Genomic DNA, 17,862 nt, shown 5'->3' with positions numbered 1-17,862 from the left:
CCGCTCCTACGACCGGGCCCGGCTCGACCCCGACCCCGACGGCCGCCCAGGCCGGCCTCGGATGCTCATCCGCCGCAGCCAACGCGCCGGCGAACTCGCTTTCCACCGCTGCCGCACGCCCACACCCGTACCGCTGCATGTGCTGGTCCGGGTGGCCGGACGGCACTGGAGCGTGGAGGCTCGATCGAACCCGGAACGGTTCACTCCTGATGTGAGGCGGACGCTCCTCACGTTGCGTGATGTGGCCGAAGCCGAGCTCCGACCGGACCCGGATCCCGCGCCGTCGCCGACTCGGTCGCCCGGTCGCAGCGCCGGTCGGCCGTGGACCCGCTCGGCACCGGACCTCTCAGCGGTGGAGGTGCGCGCCCGGGACGGCGTGCGGATCGTTTCGGACCTCAGCGGAGTTCGTCTCGGGCAGGAACCACGCGCTGGCGAAGGTGATCAGCCCCATGACCATGATGTAGGCGGCGACCGGCATGGTGCTTCCGGTCTTTGCGATGAGTGCTGTCATGAGGAACGGGGTGCCGCCGCTGACGATGATCGCGGAGAGCTGGTAGGCCAGTGATGCGCCCGAGTAGCGAACGCTGGGCGCGAAGAGCTCGCCGAGGAAGCTCGCGATCGGGCCGTAGGTGAGGCATTGGAACACGAAACCCACCACCACCGCGACGAAGATCAGCGGCAGTGACGCGGTGTCGACCAGCCGGAAGTACGGGAAGGCCCAGACGGCAACCCCCAGACCGCCGACCAGGATCAGCGGCCGACGACCCACCTTGTCCGAAATGTGACCGGACCAAGGGAGGGTCACGAGCATCGCCACGGAGCTGGCCAGCACGACCGCGAGCAGGGGGTTGCGCTCGATTCCGAGAGAGTCGGTGCCATAGCTCAGGAGTCCGGAGACGCTGACGTAGAAAAGGCTGTTGGTGGCTGAGAGGAGCCCGCAGCCGAGGAGGATGGTTCCCCACCTGTTTCGAATGACCTGTGCCAGCGGAGCCCGGACCACCGCGCTCTCCGGCCGCGACGTCTCCCGCTGCAGCTCGCGGAACTCCGGCGTGTCCTCCACCTTGGTCTGGATGTAGAGAACCACCAGGAACATCACGACACTGAGCAGGAAGGGGATGCGCCAGCCCCAGCTGAGGAAGGCGTCATCCGGCATCAGGCTGCCGGCAGCCACGAAGATCAGGTTCGAGATGATCACGGCGACCGGGACACTGGTCTGTCCGAAGGTTCCGGCGAAGCCGCGTCGTTTGGGACTGGCGGACTCGGTGAGGAGGAGCACGATGCCGCCCCACTGGCCGCCGGCCGCGATCCCTTGTACGAAGCGCAGCGTGACCAGCAGCGTCGGGGCCAGCACGCCGACGGACGCTGCGCTGGGAAGGCAGCCGATCAGGAAGGTCGCGGCCCCCATGAGCACCAGGCAGGTGACGACGACCGGCTTGCGTCCGTATTTGTCACCGAAGTGTCCGGCGAGCACCCCGCCGATCGGACGCGCCACGAAGCCTGCCCAGAACGTGCTGAAGGCAAGGAGGGTCCCCATCAGAGCCGAGGAGTGCGGAAAGAACACACGGGGGAACACCAGTGCGGCTGCGGTGCCGTAGAGGAAGAAGTCGTACCACTCGATCGAGCTTGCGATGAGCCCCGCGGCCAGCAGCTTGCGGGAGGCTCGACTCCGAGCCGTGGACAGGCCGGCGCCGAGGCGCTCGGACCGTCCTTCGGGTTGGGCGAGCGGGGTTGCCATACATGCCGCCTTCGTGGATAGCGCAGGAAGATGATGACGGTGACATTAAGGCGCCGTTACTCTGCGGTTGAGGTGTACATCACCCACACCTCGCGCCGGTTCGGTGGGGCTTTCTCCCACCCGATGCTGAGGAGGGACGGCACCGTGGTCAGCTACCCCGGTGGCGAGGCGAAGTCGTGCGGCGAGGCGGAGTCCTGCTCGCTCGTGCGCCGACAGCGCGAACTGGCGTCGTTGTATGCGACTGCCAAGTCGCTCACCGCGCTGGGCGAGCTCGATGAGGTACTGCAGTCGATCGTCCACCATGCCCACGATCTGATCAGCGCCGACTTCACCTACCTCTCGCTGGTCGGCGCGGACGGCAGACTGTCGGCCAGAGCGTCGGAGGGAACGATCTCTTCCTCCTTCCTCGCGGCGTGTATACCGGCCGGTGTGGGGCTTGGTGGCAAGGTGCTGGCCTCCCGAAGCCCGCACTGGGTGCGCAACTACGCCGCCACGACCCTGATCGTCCGCGATCCGGACTTCGACCGCCTGGTCGCCACCGAAGAACTCGTCGCGCTTCTCGGTGTGCCACTGGTCATACGAGGTGAAGCGGTGGGCGCCCTGTTCGCCGGGGACCGTTCCGAGCGATCCTTCCAGGCCGACGAGATCGCACTGCTGAGCGCATTCGCCGATCATGCCGCGGTCGCCCTCGACAATGCCCGTCTCTACGAGGCGAGCCGGACTGCCCTGCAGGAGTTGAAGAGCGCGTACCGGAAGATCGAGGACCACATGGCCGTCATGCAGCGAGCGCAGGCGATCCACGAAGCCCTGACAGGTGTTGTGCTGGGGGGCGGGACACCGGGCGATGTCGCGCAGCTTCTCGCCGATCAACTGGGCGGAGGCGTCACACTCCTCGACAGGACCGGTACCGCTCTCGTTCACCGGGAGTCGGCGTCGAGTCCGTGCCGGACCCCGGCGGAGGCCGACCTGGCCGATGCCGTCAAGAAAGCGCGCCGCTCAGGCCGCTGCACGACCTCGGTCGGCACCGTCGGAGTCGCCCGCAGTGTGGCTTCGATCCAGGCGGGCGACAACTACCTCGGCGCACTGGCGTGGAGCCGAGAGGCAGTCGCCGACCACGGCACCCCGGACGACACGGACCTGCGGACCCTTGAGCGGGCCACCCACATCCTGGGGCTGCTCATCCTCAAGGAGCGGGCCGTTGCCGAGGCCGGCGAGCGACTGAGCGGAGAGCTCCTGACCGAACTCATGGTCGGCAGCCCCGGGATCAGCCCTGCCCAGCGCGCCCGCACCCGGGCCCGCAACATCGACACCGACCGCCTGGATCTGGTCCTCGTCGCGGACTCCCCCACGTTGTCGTCGACCGATCTCTCGCACCACCTGCACGACATCGCCCGAGACCGCTCCGGACTGGCCGGCGAACATCTGGGCAAGGCCACGATGATCCTCCACAGCATCGACGACGACCGGACCGTCGAGGAGGTCCACCAGCGACTGCGCCGCACGCTGGGTGACCCCGTCCTCGTCATCGGAGAACGGGTGGTCAATCACGACTGGTCACGCGCCTTCTCCCTGGCCAGTCGCTGCGGCGCTGTGATGCGAGCGATCGGACACACCGACCTGGGCGCCACAACTGGTCGATACGCCCTCTACGCCATGATCTTCGACACCGAACGGGCCCGCGAGCTCGACCGTTTCATCTCCGACTCCATAGGCCCGCTCCTTGACCACGACCAGCGACGCGGTACCGACCTCGTTGACACCCTCAGTGCCTACTACGCCCACCGCGCCAACGTCACGGCGACCGCCCGAGCGTTGTACGTGCACGTCAACACGCTGCTCAAGCGACTGGACCGCGTCAGCAACGTCCTCGGCCCCGACTGGCGCCACGAGAACGAACTGGAACTGCAACTCGGACTCCGGCTGCACCAACTCAGAACGATCGCAACCGCCCCATCGTGAGACGCCGCGCCGTCCGTATCCGGTTTCCCCGTGCACCAACGAAGCGCTGTCGGCCGGTACGCGGCGCCGAGTTCCGTGTCACCCGCCGGAATCCGTTCCGTGGGCAGCGCGGCGAAGCCAAGTCGGTTCGGCGCCGCCGGCCGGCGCAATGTCGGCACCGCCCCCGGCGTAACGCGCATGGCGGCCGGCCGGATCGCCTGCAGACCCGAACCGCACAACCGGTTGACGGTGCACCCTGGCACGGTGGCCGACATCCCGGCAGCCGGCGCCACCCGGCATGCGGCCCCCTCCACGCTGACGATGCGGTCGTCACGCGCAGCGTTTCCTCTCTCGTCCGGTCCCGTCAGGTGTACTGCGGCTCAGGCGATACGCGTCGAGTCCCGCAAGGCGCTCTTCGAGAGCTTGCCGGTGCCCGTCTTGGGCAGTGTGGTCATGAAGACGAATTCGTCGGGCAGCCACCACCTGGCGACCATCGGCGTGATGTGCTGCAAGAGTTCTTCGGCCGTGGCGGCGCTGCCGTCGCGCAGGACGACGTAAGCGACGGGGCGTTCCATCCACCGCGGGTCCGGGCGGGCGATCACGGCGACTTCGACGACGTCGGGGTGTGAGGCGATGGCGGCCTCGAGCTCAACCGAGGAGATCCACTCGCCTCCGGACTTGATCAGGTCCTTCACCCGGTCCACAAGTCGCAGGTAGCCATCGGCGTCGATGGTGGCCAGGTCGCCGGTGCGCAGCCAGCCGTCGTCGGTGAAGCTGTCACCCCCGTCCACATGGAAGTAGCCACCCGCTACCCAGGGTCCCGCCACCTGCAGCTCGCCGACGGCGCGGCCGTCGCGCGGCAGCTCCCGGCCTGTCTCGACATCGACGATCCGCACGTTCACGAGTGGCAGGGGCTGGCCCTGGGCGGCCCGCACGGCCACCTGCTCCTCTGCGGTCGCTTCCCGGTGCTGGGTGCGCGTACCGCCGATGGCCCCGACGGGGCTGACCTCCGTCATCCCCCATGAATGGGTGATGGGTACTCCGAGCGCGGCGCGGTAGGTCTCGGACAGCGCCGGGGGAACGGCAGAGCCGCCGCCGAGCAGGAACCGCGTGGCGCTCAAATCGTAAGCCCGCAACTCGGGCACCAGGCTCGTCCACACCGTGGGAACGGCACCCGCGACAGTCACCCGCTCGGCCTCCATCAACTGCAGCAGGTGAGCCGGATCCGCGGAGGTGCCGGGAAGGACCAAGGAGGCGCCCGCCATGATCGCGCCATAGGGAAGGCCCCAGGCGTTGGCGTGGAAGAAGGGCACGATCGGCATCACGACGTCGCTCTCGCTGAGGCCGATGAGGCCGGCCGCGAGTGTCCCCAGGCAGTGCAGGACCGTCGACCGGTGGCTGTAGAGCACGCCCTTGGGCGGTCCGGTCGTCCCGGAGGTGTAGCACAGCCCGGAGGCCAGGTTCTCGTCCGCAAGCGCGAACGTGTCCTCGAATGATCCCGCGAACGGATCCCCACCGGAGATCAGCTCGTCGTAGTCCAGGATGCGGGGGTCCACCGGGATCGCCGTGTCGCTGCCGTCGGGCAGCACCACCCAGTGCCGCACCCGCGGGAGCTGGTCGACGCTCGGCCAGATCCGCGGAAGCAGCCCACGATCGACGAATATCACGTCATCCTCGGCGTGGTTGACGATGTACTCAAGGTGCTCCGGTGAAAGCCGGATGTTGATCGTGTGCAGCACCCGCTTGGTGGCCGGTACCGCGAGATAGATCTCGAGGTGGCGTCGGTTGTTGCTCGCGAACGTGGCGACGCGGGCGCCCACCGGGACACCGAGGGAGTCCAGGACGGTTGCGAGGCGCCGGGTGTGGTCGGCCACGTCGGCGTACGTACACCGCTCGGCGCCGGCCGTTGCGACGTGCTTGTGTGCGTAGAGCCGCTCGGCACGCTCCAGGATGTGAGCGATGGTGAGCGGCCGTGGCTGCATCAGCCCGTCCATGACGTCGATTTCCCCGGCCGCCCTCAGCACCTGGGACCACCCGCGGCGTGCAGGGTCTGGCTGGTGGTGCGGGAGGCTTCGTCCTTGACCGAGAAGGAGACCGCGGTGGCGACTGCCGTCTCGTCGTCGCCGTCCGTCCCCGGAGCGACGGCGGAGCCACCGGGGGTGACGCCGGCGCCTACGGCCGGCTTGCACGCGGTGGCGTCCAGGTCGAGTGCAGCGACACGGTGGCCGTCCCGGACAAGGTGCTCGGCGACGGTGGCACCGATGCCTTGAGGGGCTCCGGTGACGATCGCGACGTGGGACTGATCAGGCATGGGTCTTCTCTTTCGGTCGTCGGGTCTGCCCCAGGAGACGGGCTCGGATCGGGAGATGGGTGGAGGATCTGGGCCGGTGGGCCGGTACGGGCAGGGAAGGCCCACTCGGACGACCTTGCTCCGGCCCTGCTGCTCCTCGGTCTCCGTGGGCTGCCGGGGAGATGGGCGGGAAGAGGCCGGTTGCGACGGACCAGACCCGGACGCCGCCCTCACCCTCGGCGCAGCGGCCGTCGGGGGTCGAGGAGCCCTGCGGAAGCGGTGCCCGCAGTCGCTTGTCGCGCGGCTCTCCCTGCTCGCCGAGGTCGGAGGCGGTCAGGCGCGCTGCCCAGGTCTCGGCGACCATCAGGGTTCGCGGGCCGGGCAGGACCACGAAGCCGTTGGAGAAGACCATGTCCGACGCCACGACATGGGCCTGTCCGCTCGCCATGACCGTGGAGACCGGTCCCGGCTGTTGGGGCGCGTCGGCGTACGGTCGCAGTCGAGGTCTCCCACGTGGACTGTGCCGGTGTCGTCGATCACCATGTCGTTGATCGGGGCGGCCGTCGTCGCCGATGGGTCGGCGTGGACGGCCTGGCTGCCCCGCAGGTCGTCCTTGCGCCCGGCACGACGAAGCACAGAGTTGATCGGCAGCGGTCCGTCGCCGGCCGGCGGGTTGGCCGTCGACACGTGTGACGACCTCCGGCGTCTCATCTCCGTCCGGGCCGATACGGAAGTTCGCGCCGGTGTGCGTGTCGGAGACCCGGAGTCGGCCGTCGTGCCGGCGGCCTCTTCCGGGAAAGTGGAAGCCTTCGTGGAGCGCGGTGGGTGACAACAGGTGTGATCCATGTTCATGAGTGGCTTCTCGACGCGGCATCCGCCACGTGCCGCAAGTCACCCTAGGTACGGTTGCGGGACCAGGAGAGGTGAGAACCTCCCACTCATTCCCTCGCTTTGGCAGCGATTCCTTACACTCCGGACCAGTTCTGAGGGACGTGAAGAGGAGAGTCGGACGGCTTCACCGGCCGCTGGGCATGAAACTCCTGCTCTGCGAGCCACGGGACCCGGAGGCCGAGGGCCTGGCCGAACGGGCCAACGGCTGTCTGCCGATCGTTCTCACAGCCTGACCGACTGACCTCACCCACGAGTCGTTTTCCCGTGCCGGGCCCTTGCCCCGGGACGGCGCCGGCTGTCATGGGGCCGGCGTGCGACTCGCTGGCCTGCCGTTGCACGCCTGCCCTGGATCGACTGGACGCCCCTGGACGGTCGTTACGACCTGCGCCACGCGGTACCCGGTGAGGCATCCAGGCTCAGGGCAGGGGCTTTGCTCCGGCCCGTCAAAGCAGTACCGCAGGACGTTCGCCGGTGTCTCGCTCACGCCCTTGCACACCCTCACGTCCCACACTTCCTCGGTCGCCTGGGCCGGGACCCCGTGCAGGCCGTCCCACGCTGTGGCGGCTCCGCGAAGATCCTCCCCGTCCGGCCCGGCAGACCACTTCCCGTTGGTCTTCACGAAGGATCCCCATGAGCCGGTATGCGGGCAGGGTGCCGGCCGTCGCCCTCGACCGCCGCCCGGGGCACACTTGTTTAAACGGGCAGGTCTGGGCATATCCCTCAGAGCATGGACAACCGCGACATGTCGGCGCAGGGGCCGGCCTGCTCGGTCGACCTCTCCCATCGTGTCCGGGGGCACTGCCCCGTGGGCAAGGGGCCCGAGGCGGTCGTCGTCGATCCCGACCGGCGGCGCGCCTATGTGGCCTGCTCCCGCAGCAACGCGGTCGTGGCGCTGGACCTGGACCGGGCGGCCCCCGTCTGGCGGGCCCCGGTGGGACGTGAGCCGATCCCGGTCGTCCTGGACCGGCCGACCCGGCGGCTGTTCTCGGCGGACGCCCGCTCGGACACGGTGACGGTGCTCGACGCCGACACCGGCGCGCGCCTCGTGCGGCTCCCCGTCGGCAGCTACCCCGCCGGACTCGGCCACCACTCGGGGTTACGCCGGGTCTACGCGGGCAACACCGCCGACGGCACGGTCACCGCCATCGACGCCGACCGTCTGGAGGTGATCGGTACGGTGCCCGCCGAACTCGGGGCGGGCAGCGTCGCCGTCGACGCCGGGCGCGGCCTCGGCTACTGCGCGAACTTCATGGCGGGGTCCGTGACCGTCTTCGACGCCGCCACGCTGCGGCCCCTGCGGAGGATCGCGGTGCGCGAGGGGCCCTGCAAGGTGGTGTCCAACCCGGCCGTCGGACACCTGTACGTGGCCAGCTCACTGCACGGCACGGTCAGCCGGGTGTCGCTCGACGACGGCACCGTGCTCGACGAGGTACCGGTGGAGCGGGCCCCCGTCGGCATGTGCGTGGACGCCCCCGGCGAGCGGCTCTACGTCTGCAACCGGGGCGCCGGCACGGTCAGCGTCCTGGACACCGCGGCAGGGCGGGAGACCCATCGCGTCACGGTGGGCAACGCCCCCGGCGACTGCGCCCTGGACCCCGTCTCCGACACCCTGCTGGTGTCCAACGCGGGCAGCGGCACCCTCTCCTTCGTCCACCGGCCCTGGCTGCCCGGCCCGGTACGGCCCGCCGTGCACCCCCTGGTGGGCCGGCCGCTGCCCCACTTCGCGCTGCCGGACCTGCGCGGCGGCCGGATCCGCACCACCCGCGAGTGGGCCGAGAAGAAATACGTGATCAACTTCTTCGCCAGTTGGTGAGGCCCCTGCAACGCGGAGGCGCCGGTGCTGGAGCAGCTGCGCCTCCGTACGGCCCGGTTCGGGCTGGACGTGATCATGATCAACGTGTGGGAGAACACCGACCCGCGGGAGGAGGCCGCGAACTTCGCCGCCGTCTGGGACATCGGCGCCACCGTGCTCCTGGACGGCACGGGCGAGTACGCCGCCCGCCTCGGCATCACCGGCGTCCCGACCAATGTGCTCGTCGACGAACACGGTCTCGTACGCGCGGTCGGCGACACCACACCGGCCGAACTGCACGCGGCGGTACGGGAACTGCTGGGCGAGGACTGAGCGGTACCCGGTACTCGGCGGCCGGCTTCAGCCCGCCCGCTCGCGGCCTCCTCACCGGGACTCCTCGATCCGCCGGGTGGACGCCTCCGCGGTGACCACGTCGCGGGGGTAGCTGCGCATCGCGACCAGGCCGAGCAGGCCGGCGGCGACCAGGGTGACGGTCGGTGAGCAGGCCGACGGGAACGGTGAATACCGCGCCGGTCAGCGCGGTGACGGTGACCAGCAGTCCGAGCTGGGTGTTGTTGATGCCGAACGCGTGGGTGAGCTGGGGCGCCACCGCCGAGACGGTGCCCTTGTCCGCGCCGTCCATCGCCAGGGCACCGGCGAGTGTCAGGACGACCCTGGTCCGCGCGCGTCCGCCCACGGCCTGGATGCCCCGTTCGGCAAGCGCCCGGACCCGCCGGCGCGGCTTCACCCGGTGCCTTTGGGCCGTGCACCGGTGGGCTCGTCGTGGCCGGGCCGGTCGGTGCCCTCGTGCTGCCCGCCTTCGCCGCTCAGCAGCGGGGAGCGGGACAGCACCATCACGGCCGCCGCGACGGCCGCGGCCGCCAGAACCGCCAGCAGGACGAACAGGCCCCCGCGGACCCTCTCGTGGAAGACCAGCACTCCCCACAGGATGGCGATCACCGGATCGGCCATGGTCAGGCCGGGCTGGGTGGCCAGCAGCCTGCCCGCCTGCATCGCCGACTGCAGCAGGAACATGGCGCCCGCGCCGGCGGCGACCATGGCCCACAGCTGCCAGCCGGTGAGCAGGGCGGTCAGACCGTGGGAGAACGTGTTGGTCATGCCCTTCATCAGCGCGGCGGTCAGGCCGAAGGTGCAGCCGGTGGTCACTCCCAGCACAGCCGCCCGCCGGGCACCCGACACGGTCCGCGCCCACAGCACTCCGGCCGCGATCAGCAGCCCGTTGGCTCCACAGCCGATCAGCCATCCCACCCAGGAGACGGACGAGATGTTCCCGCCGCTGGGCCCGAGCGCGATGAGCAGACCGGCCACGCCCACCGCCATCACCGCCGAGGCGCCCCACTCGCGCCGTCCCAGCCGGCTGCCCAGCAGAAGGCCGGACAGGATCAGCGCGCACGGCAGCTCCAGGGCGAGCAAGGGCTGCACCACGGAGATCTGGCCGTTGCCCAGGGCGACAGCCTGCAGCAGGAAGCTCACGATGATCGACAGGATTCCGCCGAACCACACCGGGCGGTGCAGCAGGTGCCACACCAGGCGCAGGCTCAGGTTCTCCTCCTGGGGCTCCTCACGGGCGGCCTTGCGCTGCAGCGCGGAGGCCAACGCATTGCCCATGGCCGCCAGCACGGCCAGCAGGACGCTAAGCACTCTCCCGCCCGACACCTGCGAGCGGCGGCGCCGACCGGCGACCGGTGCCGGCGAGGAGGAGGGTGAGGAGGGTCGTGAGCAGAGGCACGCTCACTCAGTAACCGACTTCTGTCGGATCACACCAGACCCCAGGGAAAACACGCAAATGCCGCGAACCGGAGGGAAGCCGTCACAGGTCGCTCGGTGTGCCGAGGCCGGTCAGGGCGCCGACCGGGTCGAGGTCGGGGGTGCCGCGGGGCCACCAGTCGTCGCGGCCGGGCTCGGATTCGTACGCGTACCACAGGCCGTCGCGGCCCAGGCGGAGCTGGAGGTGGCCGAGGGGGTGGGTGAGCCGGTTGTGCCGGGGGCGGAAGGCCGGCAGGTCGGCGGCGAGGAGCAGCGGGCGGGCCCGGTCGAACCGGCCGGCCGGCGGGTCCCAGGGCTCTTCCAGGACGGCGAGTCCTTCCGGGCCGCCCTGCCGCCAGGCCGCGACCGCGCGCGCCAGGTCGGCGGGGGTGCGTCCGGTGGCGGAGGCGAGGGAGGCGTACAGGGAGCGGGTGGCGGCGGTCAGTCCGGAGCCGGGGCGGGCGGCGGCGAGGCGCACGGCGTCCTGCCACGGCGTGAGCCCGCCGACCGGGTCGCGGCCGGTGGTGAGCAGGGCGTGGGCGCGGGCGGCGGCGTCGGTGGCCAGCTGGTCGAGCGCGAAGGGGTCGGGACCGCCGGGCGCCGCCGGGTACACCGGGGGCTGTTCGGGGTGCGGGGGCGGCGGCAAGGGGTCGGGCGGCGGCGGAAGCCGGCGCCGGGCCTGCTGGGTCAGTACGTCACTGGCGCGCACCCTCGGCAACGGCTCCGGTTCCTTCTCCTGCGCGGCGCGGGCCGCTCGGGTGGCGCTCAGCCGGGACAGGGCGTCGAGCAGTTGGCGCTCGCCGCGGCCGCGGAGCAGCAGCAGGACGAAGGGGTCGGCGTCCAGCAGGCGTGCGGTCCGGTAGCAGAGGGCGGCGGCGTGTTTGCAGGGGTGGCCGCGGTCGGGGCAGCTGCAGTGGGGTTCCAGGTCGCCGGGGCCGGGGAGCAGGGGGACCCCGCAGTCGGCGAGGGACTGGGGCATCTCCTTGTCGAGGAGTGCGGCGATGTGTCCCGGGCGCTCGGCGGCGGCGTCCAGGAACCGGTCCCAGTCGGCGTCGTCCAGTGTCCGCAGCCGCACCTGCACCCGGTAGGGGCGCGGGCGGCTCCCCTGCACGTACGCCAGGACCAGCCCCGGCGTCACGGTGACGGCGTCCACGTGCCCCGTCTCCGCGTACGTCCGCCCCCGCGCGAGCCGTGCCGCGTCCAGTGCGCCCTCCTCCAGCGCGGTGACCCAGGCGTTGCCCCACCATGTCTCCGCGAACCGTGAGTCCCCGGCCGCTGGGGCCGCGAACGCCGGGAACGTACGCCGGAGTTCACCGTCACGGTGGGGGGAGGCCATGGTGGGAGGGACGCGGGGCACGGCCTGGGCGGTGGGGGTGGTGGGGCCGGTCGGCGCCTGCGAGGGAGCGTCGGTTCGAGGGTGGCCGTGACTCGAGGGGACCGCCGAGGGATCCCAACTCCCCTGGCGGACTTCGCTGTTGTCCCCGTCCGCCGCACCGGGCTCGGTCATTGCCGAGCCGGGCCTGCGCGATGCTCCGGCAAGCAGCTCCCGCACGGCATGTGCGCCCGGGCCTGTCCCACGGGCGGTGTCACCGCTCCGGCCCGGCGCACCGGCGGCCACTGGCCGGATCGCCCGACGCGCGGCTTCCGACGCGGACCTCGCGGCGCCCGCCGCCTCCCCGGTCGCCCCGGATACAGGCAACTCGGCCTCGGCCGCCACCGGCCCCGTCGTCCCGGGCACGGCCCCGGACGCGGACCCCGCGGCATCGGGTGCCGCCTCCTGTCCGGCCGTCCGGCGGGGGGCCGGGGCTCGGGGTGTCGCTGTGTCCGGCCGGGGCTGCTCCGTCCGTTCCTCGCGGCGGACCAGCGCAGCGCGCAGCGCCTCGCGTGCGGCGTCGGCGGGGCGTGTCCCCGCCGGGTGCCGCGGTTCGCCGCGGCTGCCGCCGGGCGGCACTTCCGCCGGCGCCGCATCGCCCGGGTGCTCCGGGGGGTGCGGCGTCGAGCCGTCGGCGGTGTTCTCCGAGGTTGCCGTCGGTGCCTCCTCGGCCGCGCCGTCCTCGGTGCGGCTGCCGTGCCGGGCGGACCGTGCATGCCGCAAGGCGTCCCGTGCGGCGTCGCCCGGTCGGTTCGTCTCGTCCGGCGGTACGCGCTCGGGGCGGGCGGGCTTCCCAGGGGCTGTGGCCGGGGGGTGTTGTCGGCGGGCGGCCCGCAGGGCTCGGCGGGCCGCGTCGGCGGGGCGGTCGTCCATCAGTCCTCCCTCCGCAGCGAGACCAGGTCGGACAGCTCGCGATCGGTCAGTTCGGTGAGGGCCGACTCGCCGGCGCCGAGGATCGCGTCGGCCAGGGCGCGCTTGCCGGCGAGCATCTCGGCGATGCGGTCCTCGACGGTGCCCTCGGCGATCAGGCGGTGGACCTGGACCGGCTGGGTCTGGCCGATGCGGTAGGCGCGGTCGGTGGCCTGCTCCTCGACCGCCGGGTTCCACCAGCGGTCGAAGTGGACGACATGGCCCGCGCGGGTGAGGTTCAGGCCGGTGCCGGCCGCCTTCAGGGACAGGACCAGGACCGGGGTGGCGCCGCTCTGGAAGCGGTCCACCATGCGCTCGCGCTCCGGGACCGGCGTACCGCCGTGGAGGAGCTCGACGGGGACCGCGCGGGCGCCGAGGTGGGAGGTGATCAGGCGGGCCATGCCGACGTACTGGGTGAACACCAGCGCCGAGCCGTCCTCGGCGAGGAGGGTGTCCAGCAGCTCGTCCAGCAGGGCGAGTTTGCCGGAGCGGGCCGACAGGCGGTCACCGCCGCCCGACGGGTGCTCCTCCTTCAGGTACAGGGCCGGGTGGTCGCAGATCTGTTTCAGGGAGGTCAGCAGCTTCAGGACCAGCCCGCGCCGGGCCATGCCCTCGGCCGTCCCGATGGCGAGCATCGACTCGCGCACCACCGCCTCGTACAGCGCGGCCTGTTCCCGGGTGAGCGGGACGGGGTGGTCGGTCTCGGTCTTGGGCGGGAGTTCGGGGACGATGCCCGGGTCGGACTTCCGGCGGCGCAGCAGGAACGGGCGCACCAGCCGGGCCAGGCGCCGCGCGGCCTCGCCGTTCTCGTCGGCCCCACCGTTCTCCACCGCGCGTGCGTGCCGGGCGCGGAAGGACTGCAGCGGGCCGAGGAGTCCGGGGGTGGTCCAGTCGAGGAGGGCCCACAGCTCGGAGAGGTTGTTCTCCACGGGGGTGCCGGTGAGGGCCACGCGCGCGGGGGACGGGATCGTGCGCAGCGCCTTCGCGGTCGCCGAGTAGGGGTTCTTGACGTGCTGGGCCTCGTCGGCGACGACCATGCCCCACGGCTGTCCGGCCAGCAGGGGTGCCGCCGACCGCATGGTGCCGTACGTGGTGAGCACGAAGCCGCCGTCGAGGTCGTCCAGGGTGCGGTCGGGGCCGTGGAAGCGGCGGACGGGGACGCCGGGCGCGAACCGGGTGATCTCCCGCTGCCAGTTGCCCAGCAGGGAGGCCGGGCAGACCACCAGCGTGGGTTCGCCGCGCGCCCGTTTGAGGTGCAGCGCGATGACGGTGACCGTCTTGCCCAGGCCCATGTCGTCGGCGAGGCAGCCACCGAGGCCGAGGGAGGTCATGAGGTCGAGCCAGGCCAGGCCGTGCAGCTGGTAGTCGCGCAGGGTGGCGTGGAGTCCCTCAGGCGGTTCCGCGGGCCGTACTCCCGCCGTGATCCGGTCCCGCAGGGCCGCCAGCGCGCCGGCCGGCACCGCCTCCACTGTCTCGCCGTCGACCTCCGCGGTGCCGGTGAGGGCGACGGACAGCGCGTCGACCGGGTCGAGCAGCCCCAGGTCGCGCTTGCGGGCCTTGCGGACGAGGGCCGGGTCGACGAGCACCCAGCGGTCCCGCAGCCGTACCACAGGGCGGTGTGCCTCGGCGAGGGCGTCCATCTCGGCGTCGGTGAGCGGGTCGTCGCCGAGCGCCAGCTGCCACTGGAACCGCAGCAGGTCCTCGCTCTCGAAGAAGCCCGTGCCGTCGGTGGCCGAGCCGGGCGCGGGCCGCACCACCGCCGCGGCGGTGAGTTCCTGCGCCAGGTCGCGCGGCCAGTGCACGGCGACTCCGGCCGCGGCGAGCCGGGTCGCGGCCACGCCGAGCAGTTCGCCCACCTCGTCCTCGGACAGGGCGAGCACGTCGGGCACGTCCTGCTCGCGGAGCCGGTCCAGCGGCGGCCAGACGCGGGCCGCGCGCCGTACGGCCAGGGCGGCGTCCACGCGTGCGCGTGGGCCGAAGGCCGCGTCCGCCTCGCCCGCCCACAGGGCCACCGCGTCGGCCACGAGGGTGGGGTCGGCGAGGCTGTGCACCTGGACGACCGCTGCTCCCGCGGCGCGCACCGCGCCGCGGGCGCCGTCCTGACCGCCCCGGCTGTCCCGGCCGTCCTGGCCGTCCTGGCCGTCCTGGCCGTCGAACAGGTCGTAGGCCGACAGGTCCAGCCGCAGCGAGATCCGTACGCCCGCGTCCATGCCGGCGGCGACCTCGGCCGCCCAGTCGTGGGCGTGCGGCAGGTGCTGCGGCCGGCGGTCGGCGAAGGGCTTTCCGCAGGTGTGGGGCGCGGCCGGGGTGCGGGGCAGGGTGTCGGCGACCGCGTCGAGGAAGGTGCGCAGCAGCGCTTCCGGCTCGGGCAGCCGGAGGGGGCCCGAGCCGGGCAGCGGGACCGCGTGGCCCTCCTGGGGCAGGGCGGCGGCGATCGCGCGCAGGTGGGCGATGTCGTCCGGGTCGAGGGGACCCGCCCGCCAGGCGTCGTGCCCGGTGGCGGTCAGACCGGGCAGCAGCCGTCCACGGGCGGTGAGCCGCAGGGCGTGCAGTGCGGCGGCGCCCCAGCAGGCGGTGGCGGGATGGGCCGCCGGGTCGTGCCGGGCCCGCACGAGGTGGGGCAGCGCCTCCTCGATCGGCAGCGACAGCGCGGGGGCGCTCCTGCGGCGGGCACCCGTCCCGTGCCGCCGTACGACGGTCAGCTCCGTGTGCGCGGGCCGGTGCCCTGCGGGGCCGTCCGCCGGCCACACCTCGCCGTCCGGGTCCCAGAAGGCGAGGCGCCCCTCGCGCGGCAGGGGTGCGGGCAGGAAGACGGCGGCGAGCCGCACGGACACGCCGTCCGCCGCCTCGTCCGTCCGCACCGCGGCCGTGTCGCTCATATGTCCTGTCACCTCCCGCTCACCGGTCGAGTCAGTCGTCTCCGACGATACGGGCGGGGTCTGACAACCGGTCCCGGCGGCGGCCGTTCCCGCCCCGTCAGGGCACGGTCCGGGAGACCACGTAGACCATCGGCAGGACCGGGTCGGACATGTTCACCACCACGTCCTGCGTGGGGGCGGGGTTCTTCTGTCTGTGCGTCAGGCCCCACCAGGGGCCCGGGCCCGTGAACGTCCAGCCGGTGATCTGCTGATCGCGGGCGTTGATCGTGAGGTCGCCCTTCTCGAGGTCGCCCCGGTTGACGCCCATGGCCTCGAGGAAGGTGTCCAGTCCGGCCTGGGTGGTCCGGAACTGGACGTAGAGACGGCTGGTCTTCCAGTTATTCGTCTCGTACGAGGCGACCCGGTCGGCCGGGTGCGGTATCGGCACCTGGTAGAGGCGGCGCTGGACCTTGGCCGGATAGGTGGGGGTGAGGCCGGTCGCCGCGTACTTGGCCTCCTTGTTCTTGCCGCTGTCGCGGCTCTGGTTGGCCGAGATCACCAGGTAGCCGGCCGGGACGCCGATGAGCAGCACGATGATCAGCAGGGTGAGGGCCCTGCGGCGGATGCGGTGGCTGCGGTCCTCGACGCGCGGGGGCTGTGGCCCGCCCGAGGACGCCGTCTGGCGTGGCAGCGACATCGTCACAGCGCCTCCCGGGCCGCCCGCCGGGCCTCCGCGTACCGCTCGTAGCGCTCGTACCGCTCGACCCGGCGCCGCTTGGCGCGCCGGAAGCGGCGGGCGACCAGCCGGGCGAGGTCGGCGGCGCCGACCATGCCTGCCTCGGGGCCCAGCTGGGCGCGGGCGATACGGGCCTCGGGCCGGTAGCCGCGGCCGGTGAGGTGGCGTTTGAAGGCGTCCCGGGCGGGGCCGATCAGCAGGTCGCCGGCCGCGGAGACGCCGCCGCCGATGACGAAGCAGGACGGGTCGAGGGCGGCGGCGAGGTTGGCGATGCCGATGCCGAGCCACTGGCCGATGTCCTCGAGCAGTTCGATGCACATGGCGTCGCCCTCGCGGGCCAGCTCGGTGATCATCGGGCCGGTGATGGCGGAGACGTCTCCTTTGACGTGTTCGATGACCCCGTAGGCGACCGGGGAGTCGGCCGCGGCCAGCTCGCGCGCCTCACGCACCAGGGCGTTGCCGGAGCTGTACTGCTCCCAGCAGCCCCGGTTGCCGCACGGGCAGCGGTGGCCGCCGGGCACGACCTGCATGTGCCCGAACTCGCCGGCGACGCCGAACTTGCCCCGCTTGACCCGGCCGTCCTCCAGGATGGCGCCGCCGATGCCGGTGCCCAGCGTGATCATGACGAGGTGGTCCTCGTCACGGCCCGCGCCGAAGCGCCACTCGGCCCAGGCGGCGGCGTTGGCGTCGTTGTCGACCAGGACCGGCACCGACAGGCGGTCGGAGAGCCGGTCGCGCAGCGGCTCGTTGCGCCAGGACAGGTGGGGTGCGAACAGGACGCGGTTGCGGTCGGCGTCGACCCAGCCGGCCGCGCCGATGCCGACCGCGTGCACGTCGTGCCGGTCGGACAGGTCCAGGACCAGTTCGACGATGGTGTCCTCGACGACCCTCGGACTCTTGGACTTGTCCGGGGTCTCCGTGCGGAGCCTCTCCAGGATGTTGCCGTCGGCGTCGACGACGCCCGCCATCACCTTGGTACCGCCGATGTCGATGCCCACCGTGGGCACGCGGGGTGCGGTCAGGTGGGAACGGCGCTCCCGGGTGCCCACGGTGCGCAGTACGGGGGCACGGCGGGAGCCGATGGGGGCGGTGAGGTCGCGGTAGGTGCTCATCGGGGCCGATTCTGCCGCACGCTGGGTAAGGGTGCGGTACGGGGGAGCGGAGGGGTGGGTGCGGTGCGTTACCGAGCGCGGGGCCGTTGTGGCTGGTCGCGCCCACACGGCGGAGCCGCGTGTCAACCCGGTCCCGCACCCCTCAGGTCTCTTGCGGTTCATGGCGTGGATCGTCCGGCTCACTGCCGCCCGCCGTCCGGCGGGTCAGCTCGTCCGGAGTGATCCCGTCCCGTGTGCGGCTGCCCACCGTCGTGCCCCGCTTCAGCAGGACGAACCTGTCCCAACCGTGCCACGAGGCCGTGCCCTTCTTGCTGCCCTTGCTGCTCTTGCTGCTCTTGCTGTGTTCGAACGTGCGGACGGGGCCGATGAAGATCCCATCAACCCTGATCGTCCTATTGTCGGACATCGGTATCCGTGACTCCGCGGCGGGGAGCGGTAGCGGGTCAGATTGTCCGGACATGA

At 72.1% G+C, this 17,862-nt stretch carries 12 protein-coding genes and 1 pseudogene; 3 read left to right on the top strand and 10 right to left on the bottom strand.

The genetic code is table 11. The annotated features are described in order from the left end of the window. Nucleotides 1-346 precede the first annotated feature (346 nt). Nucleotides 347-1,735, bottom strand: coding sequence for an MFS transporter (locus tag DEP02_RS20815; RefSeq protein ID WP_112469197.1), 1,389 nt, complete (start codon nt 1,733-1,735; stop codon nt 347-349). A 144-nt stretch (nt 1,736-1,879) separates the two neighbouring features. Between DEP02_RS20815 and DEP02_RS20810 the strand changes: the two genes are divergently transcribed. After that, nucleotides 1,880-3,694, top strand: a complete 1,815-nt coding sequence (locus DEP02_RS20810; RefSeq protein ID WP_232839213.1) for a helix-turn-helix domain-containing protein — start codon at nt 1,880-1,882, stop codon at nt 3,692-3,694. Between the two features lie 359 nt (nt 3,695-4,053). Here the strand turns inward: DEP02_RS20810 and DEP02_RS20805 are convergent, their stop codons facing one another. Genes DEP02_RS20805 through DEP02_RS35345 form a run of 3 tightly spaced genes read right to left on the bottom strand, consistent with a single transcriptional unit; the run spans nt 4,054 to nt 6,837 of the window. Then, nucleotides 4,054-5,667 carry a long-chain fatty acid--CoA ligase gene (locus tag DEP02_RS20805; RefSeq protein WP_112469196.1) on the bottom strand — a complete coding sequence of 538 codons (1,614 nt, stop codon included), beginning with the start codon at nt 5,665-5,667 and terminating at the stop codon, nt 4,054-4,056. Nucleotides 5,668-5,690: 23 nt separating this feature from the next. Further along, nucleotides 5,691-5,984 carry an SDR family NAD(P)-dependent oxidoreductase gene (locus tag DEP02_RS20800; RefSeq protein WP_112469195.1) on the bottom strand — a complete coding sequence of 98 codons (294 nt, stop codon included), beginning with the start codon at nt 5,982-5,984 and terminating at the stop codon, nt 5,691-5,693. Continuing rightward, entirely contained in the window at nt 5,977-6,837 is an 861-nt protein-coding gene (locus DEP02_RS35345; protein WP_112469194.1) for an SMP-30/gluconolactonase/LRE family protein, read from the bottom strand. Before DEP02_RS35345 ends, DEP02_RS20800 begins: the two co-directional genes overlap by 8 nt. A gap of 744 nt (nt 6,838-7,581) precedes the next feature. On the opposite strand from DEP02_RS35345, the gene DEP02_RS20790 reads away from it, so the two are divergent. Further along, nucleotides 7,582-8,667 (top strand): YVTN family beta-propeller repeat protein, encoded by a 1,086-nt coding sequence (locus DEP02_RS20790; RefSeq protein ID WP_112469193.1) that lies wholly within the window; start codon nt 7,582-7,584, stop codon nt 8,665-8,667. 24 nt (nt 8,668-8,691) lie between these two features. Continuing rightward, nucleotides 8,692-8,979 carry a TlpA family protein disulfide reductase gene (locus DEP02_RS20785; RefSeq protein ID WP_112469192.1) on the top strand — a complete coding sequence of 96 codons (288 nt, stop codon included), beginning with the start codon at nt 8,692-8,694 and terminating at the stop codon, nt 8,977-8,979. Nucleotides 8,980-9,390: 411 nt separating this feature from the next. Here the strand turns inward: DEP02_RS20785 and DEP02_RS20780 are convergent, their stop codons facing one another. The 6 genes and pseudogenes from DEP02_RS20780 to DEP02_RS20755 form a co-directional block, all read right to left on the bottom strand. After that, complete coding sequence (locus tag DEP02_RS20780) at nt 9,391-10,308, bottom strand: DMT family transporter (protein WP_157977496.1); 918 nt, start codon at nt 10,306-10,308, stop codon at nt 9,391-9,393. Between the two features lie 169 nt (nt 10,309-10,477). Further along, nucleotides 10,478-12,658 carry an SWIM zinc finger family protein gene (locus DEP02_RS20775; protein ID WP_112469190.1) on the bottom strand — a complete coding sequence of 727 codons (2,181 nt, stop codon included), beginning with the start codon at nt 12,656-12,658 and terminating at the stop codon, nt 10,478-10,480. Next, a complete protein-coding gene (locus tag DEP02_RS20770) occupies nt 12,658-15,573 on the bottom strand; it encodes an SCO1167/SCO6262 family helicase (RefSeq protein WP_112469189.1) in 2,916 nt (971 codons plus the stop codon). Before DEP02_RS20770 ends, DEP02_RS20775 begins: the two co-directional genes overlap by 1 nt. 97 nt (nt 15,574-15,670) lie before the next feature. Then, nucleotides 15,671-16,255, bottom strand: coding sequence for a sugar kinase (locus DEP02_RS20765; protein WP_112469188.1), 585 nt, complete (start codon nt 16,253-16,255; stop codon nt 15,671-15,673). Next, nucleotides 16,252-17,400: an ROK family glucokinase gene (locus DEP02_RS20760; protein WP_112469187.1), complete on the bottom strand. Its 1,149-nt coding sequence runs from the start codon at nt 17,398-17,400 to the stop codon at nt 16,252-16,254. The genes DEP02_RS20765 and DEP02_RS20760 overlap by 4 nt, the downstream gene beginning before the upstream one ends. A 142-nt stretch (nt 17,401-17,542) precedes the next feature. Next, nucleotides 17,543-17,680, bottom strand: a pseudogene (locus DEP02_RS20755) (ATP-binding cassette domain-containing protein); the annotation flags it as partial. Nucleotides 17,681-17,862 lie beyond the last annotated feature (182 nt).

The sequence above is a fragment of the Streptomyces triticisoli genome (assembly GCF_003270085.1).
In the GTDB taxonomy this organism is placed as follows: domain Bacteria; phylum Actinomycetota; class Actinomycetes; order Streptomycetales; family Streptomycetaceae; genus Streptomyces; species Streptomyces triticisoli.
The sequence above is the reverse complement of the archived record's forward strand: the minus strand, read 5'-3'. Positions and strand labels throughout refer to the sequence as shown.